Here is a 12854-nt window from a genome sequence, read left to right on the forward strand (position 1 = left end):
CTGCCCTGCTTCACAAACCTAAAGCAAATACGGACGAACATAGATACCTATGACCGTGAAATTCCTATATCTCTCCATTCTGAAGAAAAAAATTAGAACAAAAAAACCAATTTACAGAGATATAGACGGACAAAACGCAGAAATAGTCACAATTATTTTATTTTTCTTTTTTATTCAGACAGTTAGCTAGATGTCAGCCATGACATCTAGCTCTTTCGTAGGCAGAGGGTTCGCCCCTCAAAATTCGGAGCTCAGTAGAAGCCGGAGGTCATATTTAAAACATGCCTAATGTAATCAATAGTTTATGATCTCTAACCTTGATAGACTTCAAAGTAGATTTTGCTAATTGGTGCTTAGCATCATCGTCACGTAAGCGATAGACAGGAAGCTTCTCGCTAGCTTTAGACAGCACTAGCTCAGCCAGTTTGGCAATCTTTGGTGTTAGTTGTTTTGGCAATAAGTCGATCTCAAGGTCGACCAGTCGAGGTGAGTCTAAATAAAATTCCCCGCTATCCTGCTGGTAGCGGACGGTACCGGCGATTTTACCTCTGCCACCACCTTTAAAGCCGCCTGGTGCGATGACATCAACATGCATAAAAAAGCCAACTTCATTACTGACGTTGATTAACTCCACTTTTGGCTCGGACAAGCGAACAGTAAAGAAGTACTGTTTCTTTTCTAAGGGCATCATCGCCTCAATCTTTTCTTGCAAGCTTCGTTCTGTCAGCTCAATGGTGTAGGTAAATCCTGAGGACATCTGGGAGAATGAAAACATAAGTAAGAATACAAAAATACGGGTCATAGTGAATGTGAGTTTACCTTAAGTACAGCAAATCATGCGAGCCTAAAAGAATCTGTAGCGATTCACTACAAACATTAGCTTTAAGCGTAGCAATCCGCTACAATCCAGATATCAACCTCAGTTTGGAGATTCTTTGATGGCTAAATCCAATTCCCCTATCCGTTTAGAAAGTGAACTTATGAAACAAGCCAAGTTAAGTGGTGAACTTAACAAGCGCTCAGTGGCTGAACAGATAGAATATTGGGCAGAAATAGGCCGCGGGGTTTCTGGTGTCGTAGACCCTGAAACACTCATTAAAGTAAACAGTGGTCTTGCAAAAATCAATGTAGAAGAAACGCATAATGTCGACATTGATGCTGACGATATATTCAGCAACCTGGAACAACAACGCGACTCAGGTTCTTTGATGAGAAACATCACCACTACCAATTATGCCTTTCAGGCCTCAAGTACTGATAAGGGCATGCTTGAAAGAATCGACCAACAAGGTAATGTCACCACCGGCTATTTTGAAAATGGCGTATTTATAGAATCTAGAGTATAAATTGAATAAAGAATCAAAACAGCTGTGGCTGCTCGCCGGAGGAAATGGCGCAGGAAAATCTACCTTTTATAGAACGCAGCTACAACCTCGTGATCTACCCTTCGTTAACGCCGATAATATCGCTCGCCAAGTATTCCCCGATGCGCCTGAAGCGCATAGCTATCAAGCCGCAGCCATCGCTGAGCGGCTCAGGAATGAGCTCTTGGAAGAAGGACGTAGTTTCTGTTTTGAAACCGTTTTCTCTCATCCCTCCAAAATCGACTTTGTAGGAAAAGCCAAAGCTCACGGTTACGAAGTAATTATCGTCTTCGTTCATCTTTCAACCCCCGAACTTAACAAAGCACGAATACAGCAAAGGATTGAAGAAGGCGGTCACGCAGTACCAGAAGATAAAGTCGTCAGCCGTATACCTCGCACCATGCAAAATATAAAAACAGCGCTAGTGCTGGCAGACAAAGCTTATCTCTTAGACAACTCTGACTACCTAAAGCCCTTCGATCTCGTTGCTCAGATCACGCAAGGATTAGTAACGAAAAAAGCAAACACCCTGCCCGATTGGGCGAGATTTCTACTAGAAAGTTAAAGCCTGATACACACGCCGCTAAGTCAGATAGCTCTGTCTTCAAACTAAGAGACTCTAAAATGCAGATGAGGGCCTATCAAACCGTCAGCGAAGTCACAAACATACCAATTAAACCAATCAGACTAATAACAAAACCAATACTCCGGGCCAAGGCTATATTCGCGTAATAGCACAACATATGCATCACACGCCCAGCAAAATAGGTCACAGAAAACGCGTCGATATAGCTTGCATCGGCACCACTATAAACAGCAAACAAAGCAAACAGGATAAATACCGCGATCGTCTCATTGGTATTTGAATAAGTACGAGAGGCTCGAAATAAAAATCTAGCGTGATCAGCTTCGACGGGATAACCCGGTGTATGTTTCAATTTAATTGATGCTGCGTCAGAAACAAGTATTTGGGTGAGCAGCAATAAGCCGGTCAGTCCAACAATGAGTAGCGTGAGTTGATAGTCTGCAAATACTTCCATATATTGATCCTAGTACTTTCATAAGTGATTGGGTTCACTAATTGTAAAGCGCTGAATACTATTTAATGCTTACCTCATCACCCTAATGCTACCTAAAACCTTAAATACACAGTTCTATCAGTAGGACAAACGAAGCTATTAACGTTAAAGCGACACGACGATTTAACCCTGCAATTCTGCAAGAAAGGTTTAATAAGAGATTGGGAACACCAGAGCAAGTACACACATGAACAACGCCATTCCAAGTGAAGTAATCACAATCCAGTTATCATCTATCAACTTAGGCATATACTTTCCCTCGGTATTTATCTAACTAATAACAAATACATTAATTGATAATGATTATCATTACAACCACCCTCCTGTGACCTGTAATGGATTTAACTCACCTCCCTTGGTAGTCCAGCCTAGCAATGCCATCTCTACACCGAGGCGATCAACACTTTCCGGCAATCGAAGCCGACTGCTCCACAACTCCTGCCTACTAGCAGTATCTTTCTTGCTGAGTAAAAACTCATGGTGTAAGGACAGTACAACAAAATCTTGCTGTAGATTTCTGCCGCGGTTTTCACCAGCATTAATGTTTGAGAGCATATCAAAGCCGAGTAAGGCTATATTGATCTTGAACGACTTATCCTGCTCTGCTTCTATCTTGGTGGTATAGCGAATTAACACCTCGCGTCCATCAATATCAATCTGTAAACCACCTAGACCCTCTACCCTCTGTGCCTGGGGTAAGCGTTGACACCGAAACCACCCATTCCAGCCCTTGCCACTCACAATAAATCCCGGAGTCGCGACTTGTCTAATTAAACCTAGACGCTGATAAAGGCGCTGCCGATTGCCATATTGAGCCTTGGCAAACTCATCCTTCCAACCGATGTAATCCCAATAATCAACATGGAAGGCTAAAGGGAAAAGTGACTTCCATAAACGCTTATCGTGCTTGAACTTACTGATCCATCGTTCAGCTGGAGGGCAACTGCTACAACCTTGTGAAGTGTAAAGCTCAATCAGACTGCCTGGCTCATCTGAGCTGGTAAAACGTAAGTTTCGTTCTTGAGCATTTACCGAGGCCATATAATTCACACTCAACAAAAGACATACCATCAAGCCTGTAAAACGTCGCACTTTAGAACCGTACACGCGGGCAACTCCTATCTCTTATACCTCAATATGAGGGATACGCATATGTAGTTATGACTTCAAAAGAACATGATAGTTCCAACACATTCAAAAAATTGGTACTCACCTACAAATAAAATGAATACAAATTCATATTATTGATTGAATACCGTTATTGCTGCTAGTATGAAAAGTATAGGATGCACAATAAATACGAGGTCGATATGAGTTCAGTAAGCGATTCAGCAAAAACGGTAAAGCAAAAAGCTAGCGATTACCTATCGGTTGGCCAAATTCGCTACCTGAAATCTGCTTCTGACCTAAGGGCTTATCTAATGTTTGCCTTCAACTGGCTACTCATCGCTTTTGCTTTCTTTATCGTTGCTGTTTGGCCAAATATCATTACCGTCATAGTGGCTTTATTCATTCTAGGAGGACGGCAACTCGGTCTTGGTATACTTCTGCATGAATGCTCTCACCGCTCATTCTTTTCCACCCAAAAGCAGAATGACCTGGTTGGCCATTGGTTGGCAGGTATTCCGGTACTTGTGCCTATCGACTTCTACCGTCCTTATCACTTTACTCACCACACTAAAACCGGAACCGACGAAGACCCCGATGTTGGTAACATTGCTCAATACCCGGTTAGCAAAGATAGCTTTAAGCGCAAGATCATTCGTGACTTTCTTGGTTTATCTGGGCTCAAGGCAACATCAGCTTTGTTATTTTATGTACTTCCAGGGCGTGCTGGAAATGCCGTTTCCTTGGGTGTAAACAGCGATAAGATCGGAACAGATGCTGGCTGGAAAATGGGACTTAGAAACTACCTTCACGTCGTCAGTTTCCACCTTATATTTTTTAGTATCTTGGCGGCGAGCGGACATGCCAGCCTCTATGCTTTATGGTGGATTGCCTATATTTTTACTCATCCCTTCATCATTCGAGTTCGTCAAATCGCCGAGCACGGCGCCATGCCAGCACTTGCCTCAGAGGATGTTCGCCACACGACACGTACAACCATCGCCAACTGGTGGGAGCGTTTACTGTTTGCACCGAATTATGTGAACTATCACTGCGAACATCATTTGCTCCCAACCGTTCCCAGCTATCGACTATCTGAAATGCATCGCATTCTTAAGCTACGTGGATTTTATAAGAGTAATGAAGAGGCGTTGGTGGAAAAGGGTTATCCAGAGATTATTCGATTAGCTTCTGCTGGATGAAAAACACTTCGCAGCATAGATGTATGCACAGCCTTCCTCGGCTCGCAAGCGGGCAAGCACAGGGTTAATCCAGCGAGGGATGAAACCCTCTGCCAACGCTGGATTTATCCCAATTTAAACTTTGCGATGTGCTGTTTAAGTTGAGCGGCTAGCTCACCAAGCTGTGCACTGGAATTGGCAAAGTTATGGGAGTCAGTAGCAATTTGTTCTGACAGCTCAGAAATCTCATTAATACTTCGGCTAACGCTTTCTGTCACCTCTGCTTGCTCTGCTGCGCTCGTCGCTATTTGCGCATTCATATCACTGATCGTGTGAGCACTTCGGGTGATTGCTTGCAAGGAATTATCAGCGTCTCGAGCTTTTTCCACGCTGTCTTTAGCCATTTCTTGGCCTAAAGCTATTGACTCAGTTGCACCTTCGGTACCCGCCTGTAGCTGCTGAACCAAGTGCTGAATTTCTTCAGTCGATTTCTGTGTCTGACTCGCCAAGGTACGCACTTCATCTGCAACGACGGCAAAGCCGCGACCACTATCTCCTGCACGAGCCGACTCGATGGAGGCATTCAAGGCTAGTAAGTTTGTTTGATCAGCGATGCCTCGAATAAAATCTAACACGGTACTTATGTTGTGCGTATCCTGTTCAACACGCTGTATGGTCTCGGCTGTATGTTCGACACCTTCAGCTAGCTGATCAATCACCGATACCGCAACATTAACAACTTGGGACCCGGATTCGGCCTCGGAGTTCGCTTCTTTCGCTGCTTCCGCTGCCGAATGCGCGTTATCCGTCACATGAGATACTGCCACACTCATCTGTGTAATCGCTGTCGCAACGCGTTCAGATTGGTCTTTCTGTTGATTAATTCTATCTTGAGTATTAATCGTCAAAGAGCTCAATTACTCTGATGCCTCGCTAATATGATCAACCAGCTCAGTTAACTGCTTAATGATTCCTTCGACTTGATCTAGAAATTTATTGAAGGTTAGTACCATGCCATTTATTTCTATCACGGGTGAGCTGGACTCAACACGGAGCCCCATATCTAAGGTATGACTAATATGGCTGATTTGTCTCGAAGCATCAGAGATCGGTTTGGAGATGTGTCGGCCGATAAGTAAGGCGCAGATCGCAGCTAACACAGTCACTACTAACACTGGCCAGGCCATTTCCTTCAAGATATGACGCTGAATCCCTTCTAGACTAAGCACAGAAAATACTGCCGTAATTTGCGCTCCGTTTTCCACCTCATCCAGAGGCGACCTGCTTAAAAATAAATAGTCTTCTGTATCAATAAATTGCTTATGAGTACTGGCGAGCAGTTCGTCTATAGAAGCTTGCTGCACGCCCCCGATTTCAGCCCTGTACTCATATTCCATTGCACGAGGTGGCTGAGCTTTCGCAAACGCCTAGGCGGGGCTCGCTTTAGACATCCCTTCTATTTTCAAATAAAGCAAACCTGAAGACGCATACAAAGATTGCGCATCTTTATTACGCAGTTTCATTTTGTTGGCACCATTGACACTGCGTGTTGCTAAATTAACGATTGGTTTTAGGCTAGCTTCACTAACCTGAATCAGCTTATCTCTTTCAGCATTGTACATACTGCTGTAGAGCACCCAGCTAAGTGATAACACAATCACTAGAGCGAAACCCATAAACGATAGCAGTAAAATATTGCCTATCTGGAATAGCTTGTTCATATCGTCACTTACCCGTCCTTGATAACTTAGAAACCATTACGGCTATTGCCCACTAGCACATTGGCCTTTGACACAAAACGCTTCATAGCCTGAGTGACAAGTCGAGCATGTCTCTACACTCAAGGGTGAGGCAGGGTCCGCTGCAGTAATGTCCGTTCCATCCTCTTTGAAAACGCTATAAACTGCGTCACCACTTTTGTGGCCAGTAACGAGAAGAATACCTAATTCCTTAAGGTGAAGAATCATCGATGCACCATCGGCCATTTTTCCATCTTTGGTCTTGTAACTCTCCGTCTTACTTGGCTCGACCAATACCGAAACGGCACCAGGGCCTTCTGGCCTAACACCGCAATATGTCTCAACCGTTCCCTGATAAATAGGCGGTAAACTGCTTACATCTGCGTCACAGCCTGGTAGAGCACCGATACTGGTCAAGGGGGTAGAAACCGATGTCCAGGAACGCCAGTCGGCCGGATAAGGTGCATCGCCACCAGCAAAACCCTGGGAAGAAAACAGCATCAATATGGTAACAAATAGGGCAATTCTTTTTAGCATTATTATCATTCTCCAAATAGAGCTGTTAACCCGATTTTATATATATAGTTCTTCACTCGATACTATATATAGTCGCTAAACCCCGTTTTGACAAAACCAGACAAGCTGCTGTTTCACTTAATTAAAGGCTTTTATTGCGCTCAGGATCTTATAAAATGACGCAAGCCTGTCATTCTGGAGCCCTGTCTTTGTTACCCATTTCCCAGTTTTTTCCTCAAGTGATTGCTCAACTGAGCGAACATAAGGCATTAGTACTTCAAGCCGAACCCGGTGCGGGAAAATCAACCGCTTTACCTTTGGCCTTACTCAAGGACTTGGCACTTCAAGGGAAAAAGATTCTTTTACTGGAGCCTCGCCGTGTAGCCGTTAAGGCCATTGCTTACTACCTCGCGAAACAGCTTGGGGAGAAAGTCGGTGAACGCATAGGTTATCAGATCAAGAATGATCGAAATGTGTCGCAAAACACCGTTCTCGAAGTCGTTACTGAAGGTATTCTCACCCGACGATTACAGCAGGACCCGGAGCTATCTGATATTGGCCTGGTGATCTTCGATGAGTTTCACGAACGTTCAATTCATAGTGACTTATCACTAATGCTTTGTCTCGAAGTTCAACAAGCGCTTAGAGATGATTTGATGCTCCTGGTCATGTCTGCGACCATCGATACACAAATGCTCTCACACTATATGAACGCAGCCCCCATCGTAGAATGCCCGGGGCGAACATTCCCGGTAGCTACTGACTATCAAGCCGCCAATAGTCCTAATGAATACCTCGATAAGCAAGTTCTCAGAGCCATCCGAAGCGCGCTTCAAGATGATGCACACGGCGATATTCTGGTCTTCCTCCCCGGCCAAGGTGAAATTAAGCGCTGCCTAGCCAGTGCGCAAGAACGTTATTCCGACAATGACCTGCTACTTCTGCCACTCTATGGCGGGCTAAGCCTTCAGAAACAGGAGCAGGCTCTGCAGAAAGACGAGCAAGGCCGAAGAAAGATTATTTTCGCCACTAATATCGCCGAAACCAGCTTGACCATCGAAGGGATTCGCTGCGTCATTGACAGTGGCCTTGAACGTCAAATGCGTTATGACGCTGGCTCCGGTATGAGTCGTCTGGAAACCAAGTACATATCCAAAGCATCGGCCGAACAGCGTCAGGGCCGTGCAGGCAGAACCCAGGCTGGCCACTGTATTCGCTTATGGAGCGAGAGCAAACAACAGTCTCTGAGTGACTTTCAAAGCGAAGAAATCTGCATAAGTGACTTAACTCAGCTCGGCTTAGAATTATGCCTTTGGGGAAATAACAACTACCAGAGCATCCCCTGGCTCACGGCGCCTCCGGAAGCGCATTACAATGCCGCGATGCAAGTACTCAAAGACCTCGGTTTGCTGGATCAACAAGCTCAGGTCACCCGACTGGGCAAGCTCGCGGCAAAGCTACCTGTTAGCCCGCGCCTTGCAAGTATGTTGTTAAGCACCGACAAGCCCGAAGATCAGCGTGTCGCTTGCAACTTAGCCGCTCTGCTTTCTGAACAAGATATCTTTCTCCATAATAGAGATACCGACATATCCAGACGTCTCAACGCGCTGTCGGATTTTGGCCGAGACAAAGCACAGTCCCTTAAAGACTACGCCTTCCATCGTTCACGAGTCGAGCAAGCCTTCTCAAGCACTCAGTCGCTGCAAAAGCAATTAGCAAAATTAGCCGCTTCGAAAGCAGATATTGAGCCGACTATCTACCCTGCAGACCTTGGCAAACTCTTACTCATCGCCTTCCCTGAGCGACTGGCCAAACAGCGCCAAGCAGGAGACGGCAAATATTTGATGGCGAACGGTAAAGGCGCTTACCTCAACGAAGACGATTCACTCTTTGATGAGCCTTGGTTAGTCATTGCTGACTGCGATGCACAGAAGAAAGAGGGCCGGATTTATAGCGCGGCAGCCATTGACAAAGCCTCAGCTCTCGAAGTCTTGTCCGAGCATATCAACGAAGAAGAACGTTTCGAGATCAACCCTAAAACGCAGAAAATAACGGGCTCTATGCAAACCCGTATTGGCGCGATTACCATAGATAGCCAAGTCATCAGCAATATTCCAAACGATGCCTTCACCCAATGCCTGGCTCAGCTGGTCAAGAAACAAGGCTTAAGCGTTTTAAACTGGACGCAGCAATGCGATGACTGGCTGGCCCGAGCAAGCTGGCTAGGACAACACCTTGAAAACTTCCCAAGCTTGTCAAAACAAAGCTTAATCGACGATATCGAGACTTGGCTGCTACCCTATTTATCTAGCGTCAGCAGTATGAACGCACTTAAAAAAGTAAACATTCTTGAGCTAGTGAAAAGCTGCCTGGACTGGAATGATCAGCAGCGCATCGAAAGCGAAGCCCCAACGCATTACCAAACACCAAGTCAGAAACGTGTTCCAATTCGCTACGACAGTGACCAAGGCCCAACAGTTTCAGTTGTGCTTCAAGAGGTGTTTGGCGAGCTAAGCTCTCCGACCCTGGCTGAAGGTCGCGTTCCCTTACGTTTTGAATTGCTGTCACCGGCCAGGAGGCCTATCCAGACCACCAGTGATCTCGCTAACTTTTGGAACAGCTCTTACTTTGAAGTCGCTAAGGGTATGAAGGGCCGCTACCCCAAACACAGATGGCCAGATAAGCCATTAGAAGAAAAAGCCGGACGTTCGATAAAGCGAAAGTGAAGCCCAAAACCTGTGCAGATCCATCCGAGGCTCGCAAGGGGGATGAAACCCTCTGCCTATGGGCATCATATATCCAATTTATGGCGTGCGAATCACCAGTAAACGTTGTTCAGTCATGTCTTCGATTGCATACTTAATACCTTCACGACCCAGGCCGCTGTCTTTCACTCCGCCATAAGGCATATGGTCAACACGCCAGGACGGTACATCGCCGATTATGACGCCTCCAACCTCGAGGATATCCCATGCTTTATTCGCCTTGTATAAGTCCCGTGTAAATATCCCTGCCTGCAGACCGAACTTGCTATCGTTAACTTCTTCCAGCACCGCGTCGAAGTCATTAAAACGTTCAAGAATCGCTACTGGCCCAAAGGCCTCTTCTTCTCGGAGCTTTTGTCCTTTCCCAACACTTTCTAGTAAGGAGGCTTGCATCATGACACCTTCCCTTTTGCCACCGCATAAAAGCTTTGCGCCAGCTTCTACTGCCTCGTCAATCCAGTCTTGCAGGCGTTTAGCTTCGCCTTCCGAAATCATGGGGCCAATAAAGGTTGAAGGATCTTTCGGGTCACCCATTTTCAGTGCTCGCGTAGCGTTTAGTAATTTATCTTTAAATAGCGGATAAATTTCTTCATGGACGTAAACCCGCTGCACACCGATGCAACTTTGCCCCGATTGGTAGAACGCACCAAAAACGATTCGCGCTACGGCGTCGTCGATGTCAGCATCCTGGTCCACGACACAAGCAGCATTTCCCCCTAATTCGAGGACGACTTTCTTTTTGCCTGCTTTAGTTTTCAAGGCCCAGCCCACATCTGGTGAGCCGGTAAAGCTTAGTAACTTCAAACGTTCATCTTCTGTAAATAATCCGGCACCTTCCCGATGGCAAGGTAAGACAGAAAATGCGCCTTCAGGTAGATTCGTTTCTGCAAGCACCTCGGCAATTAACAAAGCACCCACAGGGGTTAAACTGGCTGGTTTGAGTATGAATGGGCATCCCGCTGCAATCGCGGGTGCAATTTTATGGGCGGCTAAGTTCAAAGGGAAATTAAAAGGGCTGATAAACGAGCAAGGGCCAATCGGTACTCGCTTACTCATGCCTGAATAACCCTTGGCGCGAGCGCTAATATCCATGGGAATAACTTCACCGGCGATGCGAGTGGACTCTTCTGCCGCAATACGAAAGGTATCAATTAAACGCGTCACTTCACCCTGCGCATCCCTGATGGGTTTGCCTGCTTCGATACAAAGCGCTTCGGCTAATTCATCAAAACGTTCAGTAAAGCGTTTAACGCAATGATCCAATACAGCCTGGCGCTCAAATGCCGCCAAACTTGCCATGGGTTTTGTTGCTGCCTGAGCGGCTGCTATGGCTTGATCAATCGCCTGTTTCTCTGCCAATGCAACTGAACAAGCCAATTCACCACTGTACTTGTCATAGACCTTCAAGTCCTGATTGGCAAAAACGGCTTTATTCGAAAGATAGTAAGGATAATTTTCGTTCAGCATAAGACAGAGCTTCCTGGATATCGAAACAAGTTATTTGCTTTACGATAACAAGGCTACCCATAATATTGAACTGCTTTTTCTTTTGGCTTGCAGGGTACAAAACCAATATATACCGACCGTAGGCAGAGACTTCCGCCCCTCGCTGGAATCTGCCACGTGCTAGCCCGCCCGCAAGCCGTGAAAGTCTCTGCCTACAACTTAGGAAGCTATTCTCTCTAAATGCGCCGGTACATACTTATGATAAGGCGTTTTAGTAAACGGATCACAGTGGGAACCTGCTGTTAAAAAGTTTATAGCAGGGCCATTAGGCTCGCCATCTTTGTAGCGCATACCATAACCGTGAGGCAAGGTAACCATACCCTGACGAACACCCTCGTCGATTTCGACACTCACTTCGAGCTGGCCTTGCGCGGTTTTACAAAGCAGCTTATCCCCTTTGCCAACACCTAGTGATTCTGCATCGTCAGGGTGAATACGTAAAGCGCCGTCTTTATCAACTTTACGCCATGCTGGATTTCTAAAAATTTGGTTTGAATTATAGGCGCGCCTTTCCCCAGCCATCAGAATAAAGGGATAGCCATCATCGAATTTCAAACCATTGTTCAGACCTCTTAATTCCGAGAACACTTCATCAATTTCCAGGTGAATGCGGCCATCTTTATTACGAATAAACTTCCACATTTCATCAAAGGTATGTTTACTAATTATCGACCCAGAGCGACTATTGAATATCTGCCGAAATAGATTAACGCCTAAGGTGAATTGATTACCTTTTACACCTGCGCGCCTCACGGCAGCCTCGTGTTTTCTAGCATAGTCCATCGCTAAAGGAAGAATTAGCGCAGCAGATGCGGCATCCTCCGGTAAGGCTGCGCCAAAAGTACGATACAAAATTGAAGGCGCGTAGGGGGCCCAATCCTTGTTCAATTTAAAAGTCGCCATCAAGGCAGCGAAGAAGCCCTGATGAGCACTAATCTCAGGTTCGTATTTAGCGATGCGTTCCAATACAGGGAAATTCTCTGGAATCTTACCCATTTTCGCTAACAAGCGCGCATAGATTTCAGGCTCAGGTAAGGTACCCGGTAAAGGCTCAAACATCGGTGCACGCAAATGAAAGAAGTTCTCAGGAAACTCCGCGTTAAAACCTGTCGCTTCCCACTTCTCGAACTGAGAGGCAGCTGGCAGAACGTAGTGCGCCAAGCGAGCCGTTTCAGTCATCGCTACATCAACAACAACCAACAAATCTAACTTAGAAAAAGCGCGTTCATAGGCACTAGAGTCAGCGTAACTGCGAGCGGGGTTGCTACTATCCACCCAAATCGCTCGTAAACGATCTTCGCCCTCATGTTCAATTTCATCAGGCAATATGTTTGGTGGATACATTCCCGAAATCGGCATCATTTTATGATGAGCCGTGAGCTTGTACTCGCGGCGACGCTCGTCCGAATTACCTAATAAGGGAACAAATAAAGTGTGCAGATTATTGCCGCCAGTTTTCCCGAAATTGCCGGTCACCATATACAGCATTTTTTCCAAATATGCCGTCAAGGTGGAATGCAGTGACTGCTGCAGACCCAAGTCAATTCTTACGCATCCCGCTTTAGCATTAGCAGAGTCTCGTGCAACTTGCTGCGTC

At 45.9% G+C, this 12854-nt stretch carries 13 protein-coding genes; 4 read left to right on the top strand and 9 right to left on the bottom strand.

The window, feature by feature from the left end:
• Window positions 1-274 precede the first annotated feature (274 nt).
• Entirely contained in the window at window positions 275-802 is a 528-nt protein-coding gene (locus tag A3761_RS11205; RefSeq protein ID WP_068511326.1) for a DUF1439 domain-containing protein, read from the bottom strand.
• Between the two features lie 136 nt (window positions 803-938).
• Here A3761_RS11205 and A3761_RS11210 point away from each other — a divergent pair, with 136 nt between their 5' ends.
• On the top strand, window positions 939-1346 hold the full coding sequence (locus A3761_RS11210; RefSeq protein ID WP_068511328.1) for a hypothetical protein: 408 nt from the start codon (window positions 939-941) through the stop codon (window positions 1344-1346).
• A gap of 1 nt (window position 1347) precedes the next feature.
• Window positions 1348-1929: an AAA family ATPase gene (locus A3761_RS11215; protein ID WP_068511330.1), complete on the top strand. Its 582-nt coding sequence runs from the start codon at window positions 1348-1350 to the stop codon at window positions 1927-1929.
• Between the two features lie 76 nt (window positions 1930-2005).
• Here A3761_RS11215 and A3761_RS11220 read toward each other — a convergent pair whose 3' ends face one another.
• A complete protein-coding gene (locus A3761_RS11220) occupies window positions 2006-2404 on the bottom strand; it encodes an MAPEG family protein (RefSeq protein ID WP_068511332.1) in 399 nt (132 codons plus the stop codon).
• A gap of 348 nt (window positions 2405-2752) precedes the next feature.
• Window positions 2753-3550: a DUF1223 domain-containing protein gene (locus tag A3761_RS11225; protein ID WP_068553718.1), complete on the bottom strand. Its 798-nt coding sequence runs from the start codon at window positions 3548-3550 to the stop codon at window positions 2753-2755.
• 203 nt (window positions 3551-3753) lie between these two features.
• Here A3761_RS11225 and A3761_RS11230 point away from each other — a divergent pair, with 203 nt between their 5' ends.
• Window positions 3754-4752 (top strand): fatty acid desaturase family protein, encoded by a 999-nt coding sequence (locus tag A3761_RS11230; RefSeq protein ID WP_068553719.1) that lies wholly within the window; start codon window positions 3754-3756, stop codon window positions 4750-4752.
• Window positions 4753-4856: 104 nt separating this feature from the next.
• Here the strand turns inward: A3761_RS11230 and A3761_RS11235 are convergent, their stop codons facing one another.
• Genes A3761_RS11235 through A3761_RS11250 form a run of 4 tightly spaced genes read right to left on the bottom strand, consistent with a single transcriptional unit; the run spans window position 4857 to window position 7007 of the window.
• A complete protein-coding gene (locus tag A3761_RS11235) occupies window positions 4857-5648 on the bottom strand; it encodes a methyl-accepting chemotaxis protein (RefSeq protein WP_068739672.1) in 792 nt (263 codons plus the stop codon).
• Window positions 5649-6128: a methyl-accepting chemotaxis protein gene (locus A3761_RS11240; protein WP_068514378.1), complete on the bottom strand. Its 480-nt coding sequence runs from the start codon at window positions 6126-6128 to the stop codon at window positions 5649-5651.
• Between the two features lie 30 nt (window positions 6129-6158).
• Window positions 6159-6452, bottom strand: coding sequence for a hypothetical protein (locus A3761_RS11245; RefSeq protein ID WP_068514376.1), 294 nt, complete (start codon window positions 6450-6452; stop codon window positions 6159-6161).
• 42 nt (window positions 6453-6494) lie between these two features.
• On the bottom strand, window positions 6495-7007 hold the full coding sequence (locus A3761_RS11250) for a hypothetical protein (RefSeq protein WP_068507760.1): 513 nt from the start codon (window positions 7005-7007) through the stop codon (window positions 6495-6497).
• A 155-nt stretch (window positions 7008-7162) separates the two neighbouring features.
• Here A3761_RS11250 and hrpB point away from each other — a divergent pair, with 155 nt between their 5' ends.
• The gene (hrpB, locus tag A3761_RS11255; RefSeq protein ID WP_197469692.1) at window positions 7163-9712 is read left to right on the top strand and encodes an ATP-dependent helicase HrpB; all 2550 of its coding nucleotides are present in this window, start codon (window positions 7163-7165) and stop codon (window positions 9710-9712) included.
• A gap of 78 nt (window positions 9713-9790) precedes the next feature.
• On the opposite strand, the gene A3761_RS11260 is transcribed toward hrpB, so the two are convergent.
• Window positions 9791-11218 (bottom strand): aldehyde dehydrogenase family protein, encoded by a 1428-nt coding sequence (locus A3761_RS11260; protein ID WP_068514373.1) that lies wholly within the window; start codon window positions 11216-11218, stop codon window positions 9791-9793.
• Window positions 11219-11416: 198 nt separating this feature from the next.
• On the bottom strand, window positions 11417-12854 hold a 1438-nt coding region (locus A3761_RS11265), incomplete at its 5' end, for a molybdopterin dinucleotide binding domain-containing protein (RefSeq protein ID WP_156491801.1).

It is taken from the genome of Oleiphilus sp. HI0123, assembly GCF_001635315.1.

Coding starts and splice junctions, on each gene's coding strand:
- A3761_RS11205 (WP_068511326.1), bottom strand. CDS start 802: ATGACCCGTATTTTTGTATTCTTACTTATGTTTTCATTCTCCCAGATG.
- A3761_RS11210 (WP_068511328.1), top strand. CDS start 939: ATGGCTAAATCCAATTCCCCTATCCGTTTAGAAAGTGAACTTATGAAA.
- A3761_RS11220 (WP_068511332.1), bottom strand. CDS start 2,404: ATGGAAGTATTTGCAGACTATCAACTCACGCTACTCATTGTTGGACTG.
- A3761_RS11230 (WP_068553719.1), top strand. CDS start 3,754: ATGAGTTCAGTAAGCGATTCAGCAAAAACGGTAAAGCAAAAAGCTAGC.
- A3761_RS11240 (WP_068514378.1), bottom strand. CDS start 6,128: ATGGAATATGAGTACAGGGCTGAAATCGGGGGCGTGCAGCAAGCTTCT.
- A3761_RS11245 (WP_068514376.1), bottom strand. CDS start 6,452: ATGAACAAGCTATTCCAGATAGGCAATATTTTACTGCTATCGTTTATG.
- A3761_RS11250 (WP_068507760.1), bottom strand. CDS start 7,007: ATGCTAAAAAGAATTGCCCTATTTGTTACCATATTGATGCTGTTTTCT.
- hrpB (WP_197469692.1), top strand. CDS start 7,163: ATGACGCAAGCCTGTCATTCTGGAGCCCTGTCTTTGTTACCCATTTCC.
- A3761_RS11260 (WP_068514373.1), bottom strand. CDS start 11,218: ATGCTGAACGAAAATTATCCTTACTATCTTTCGAATAAAGCCGTTTTT.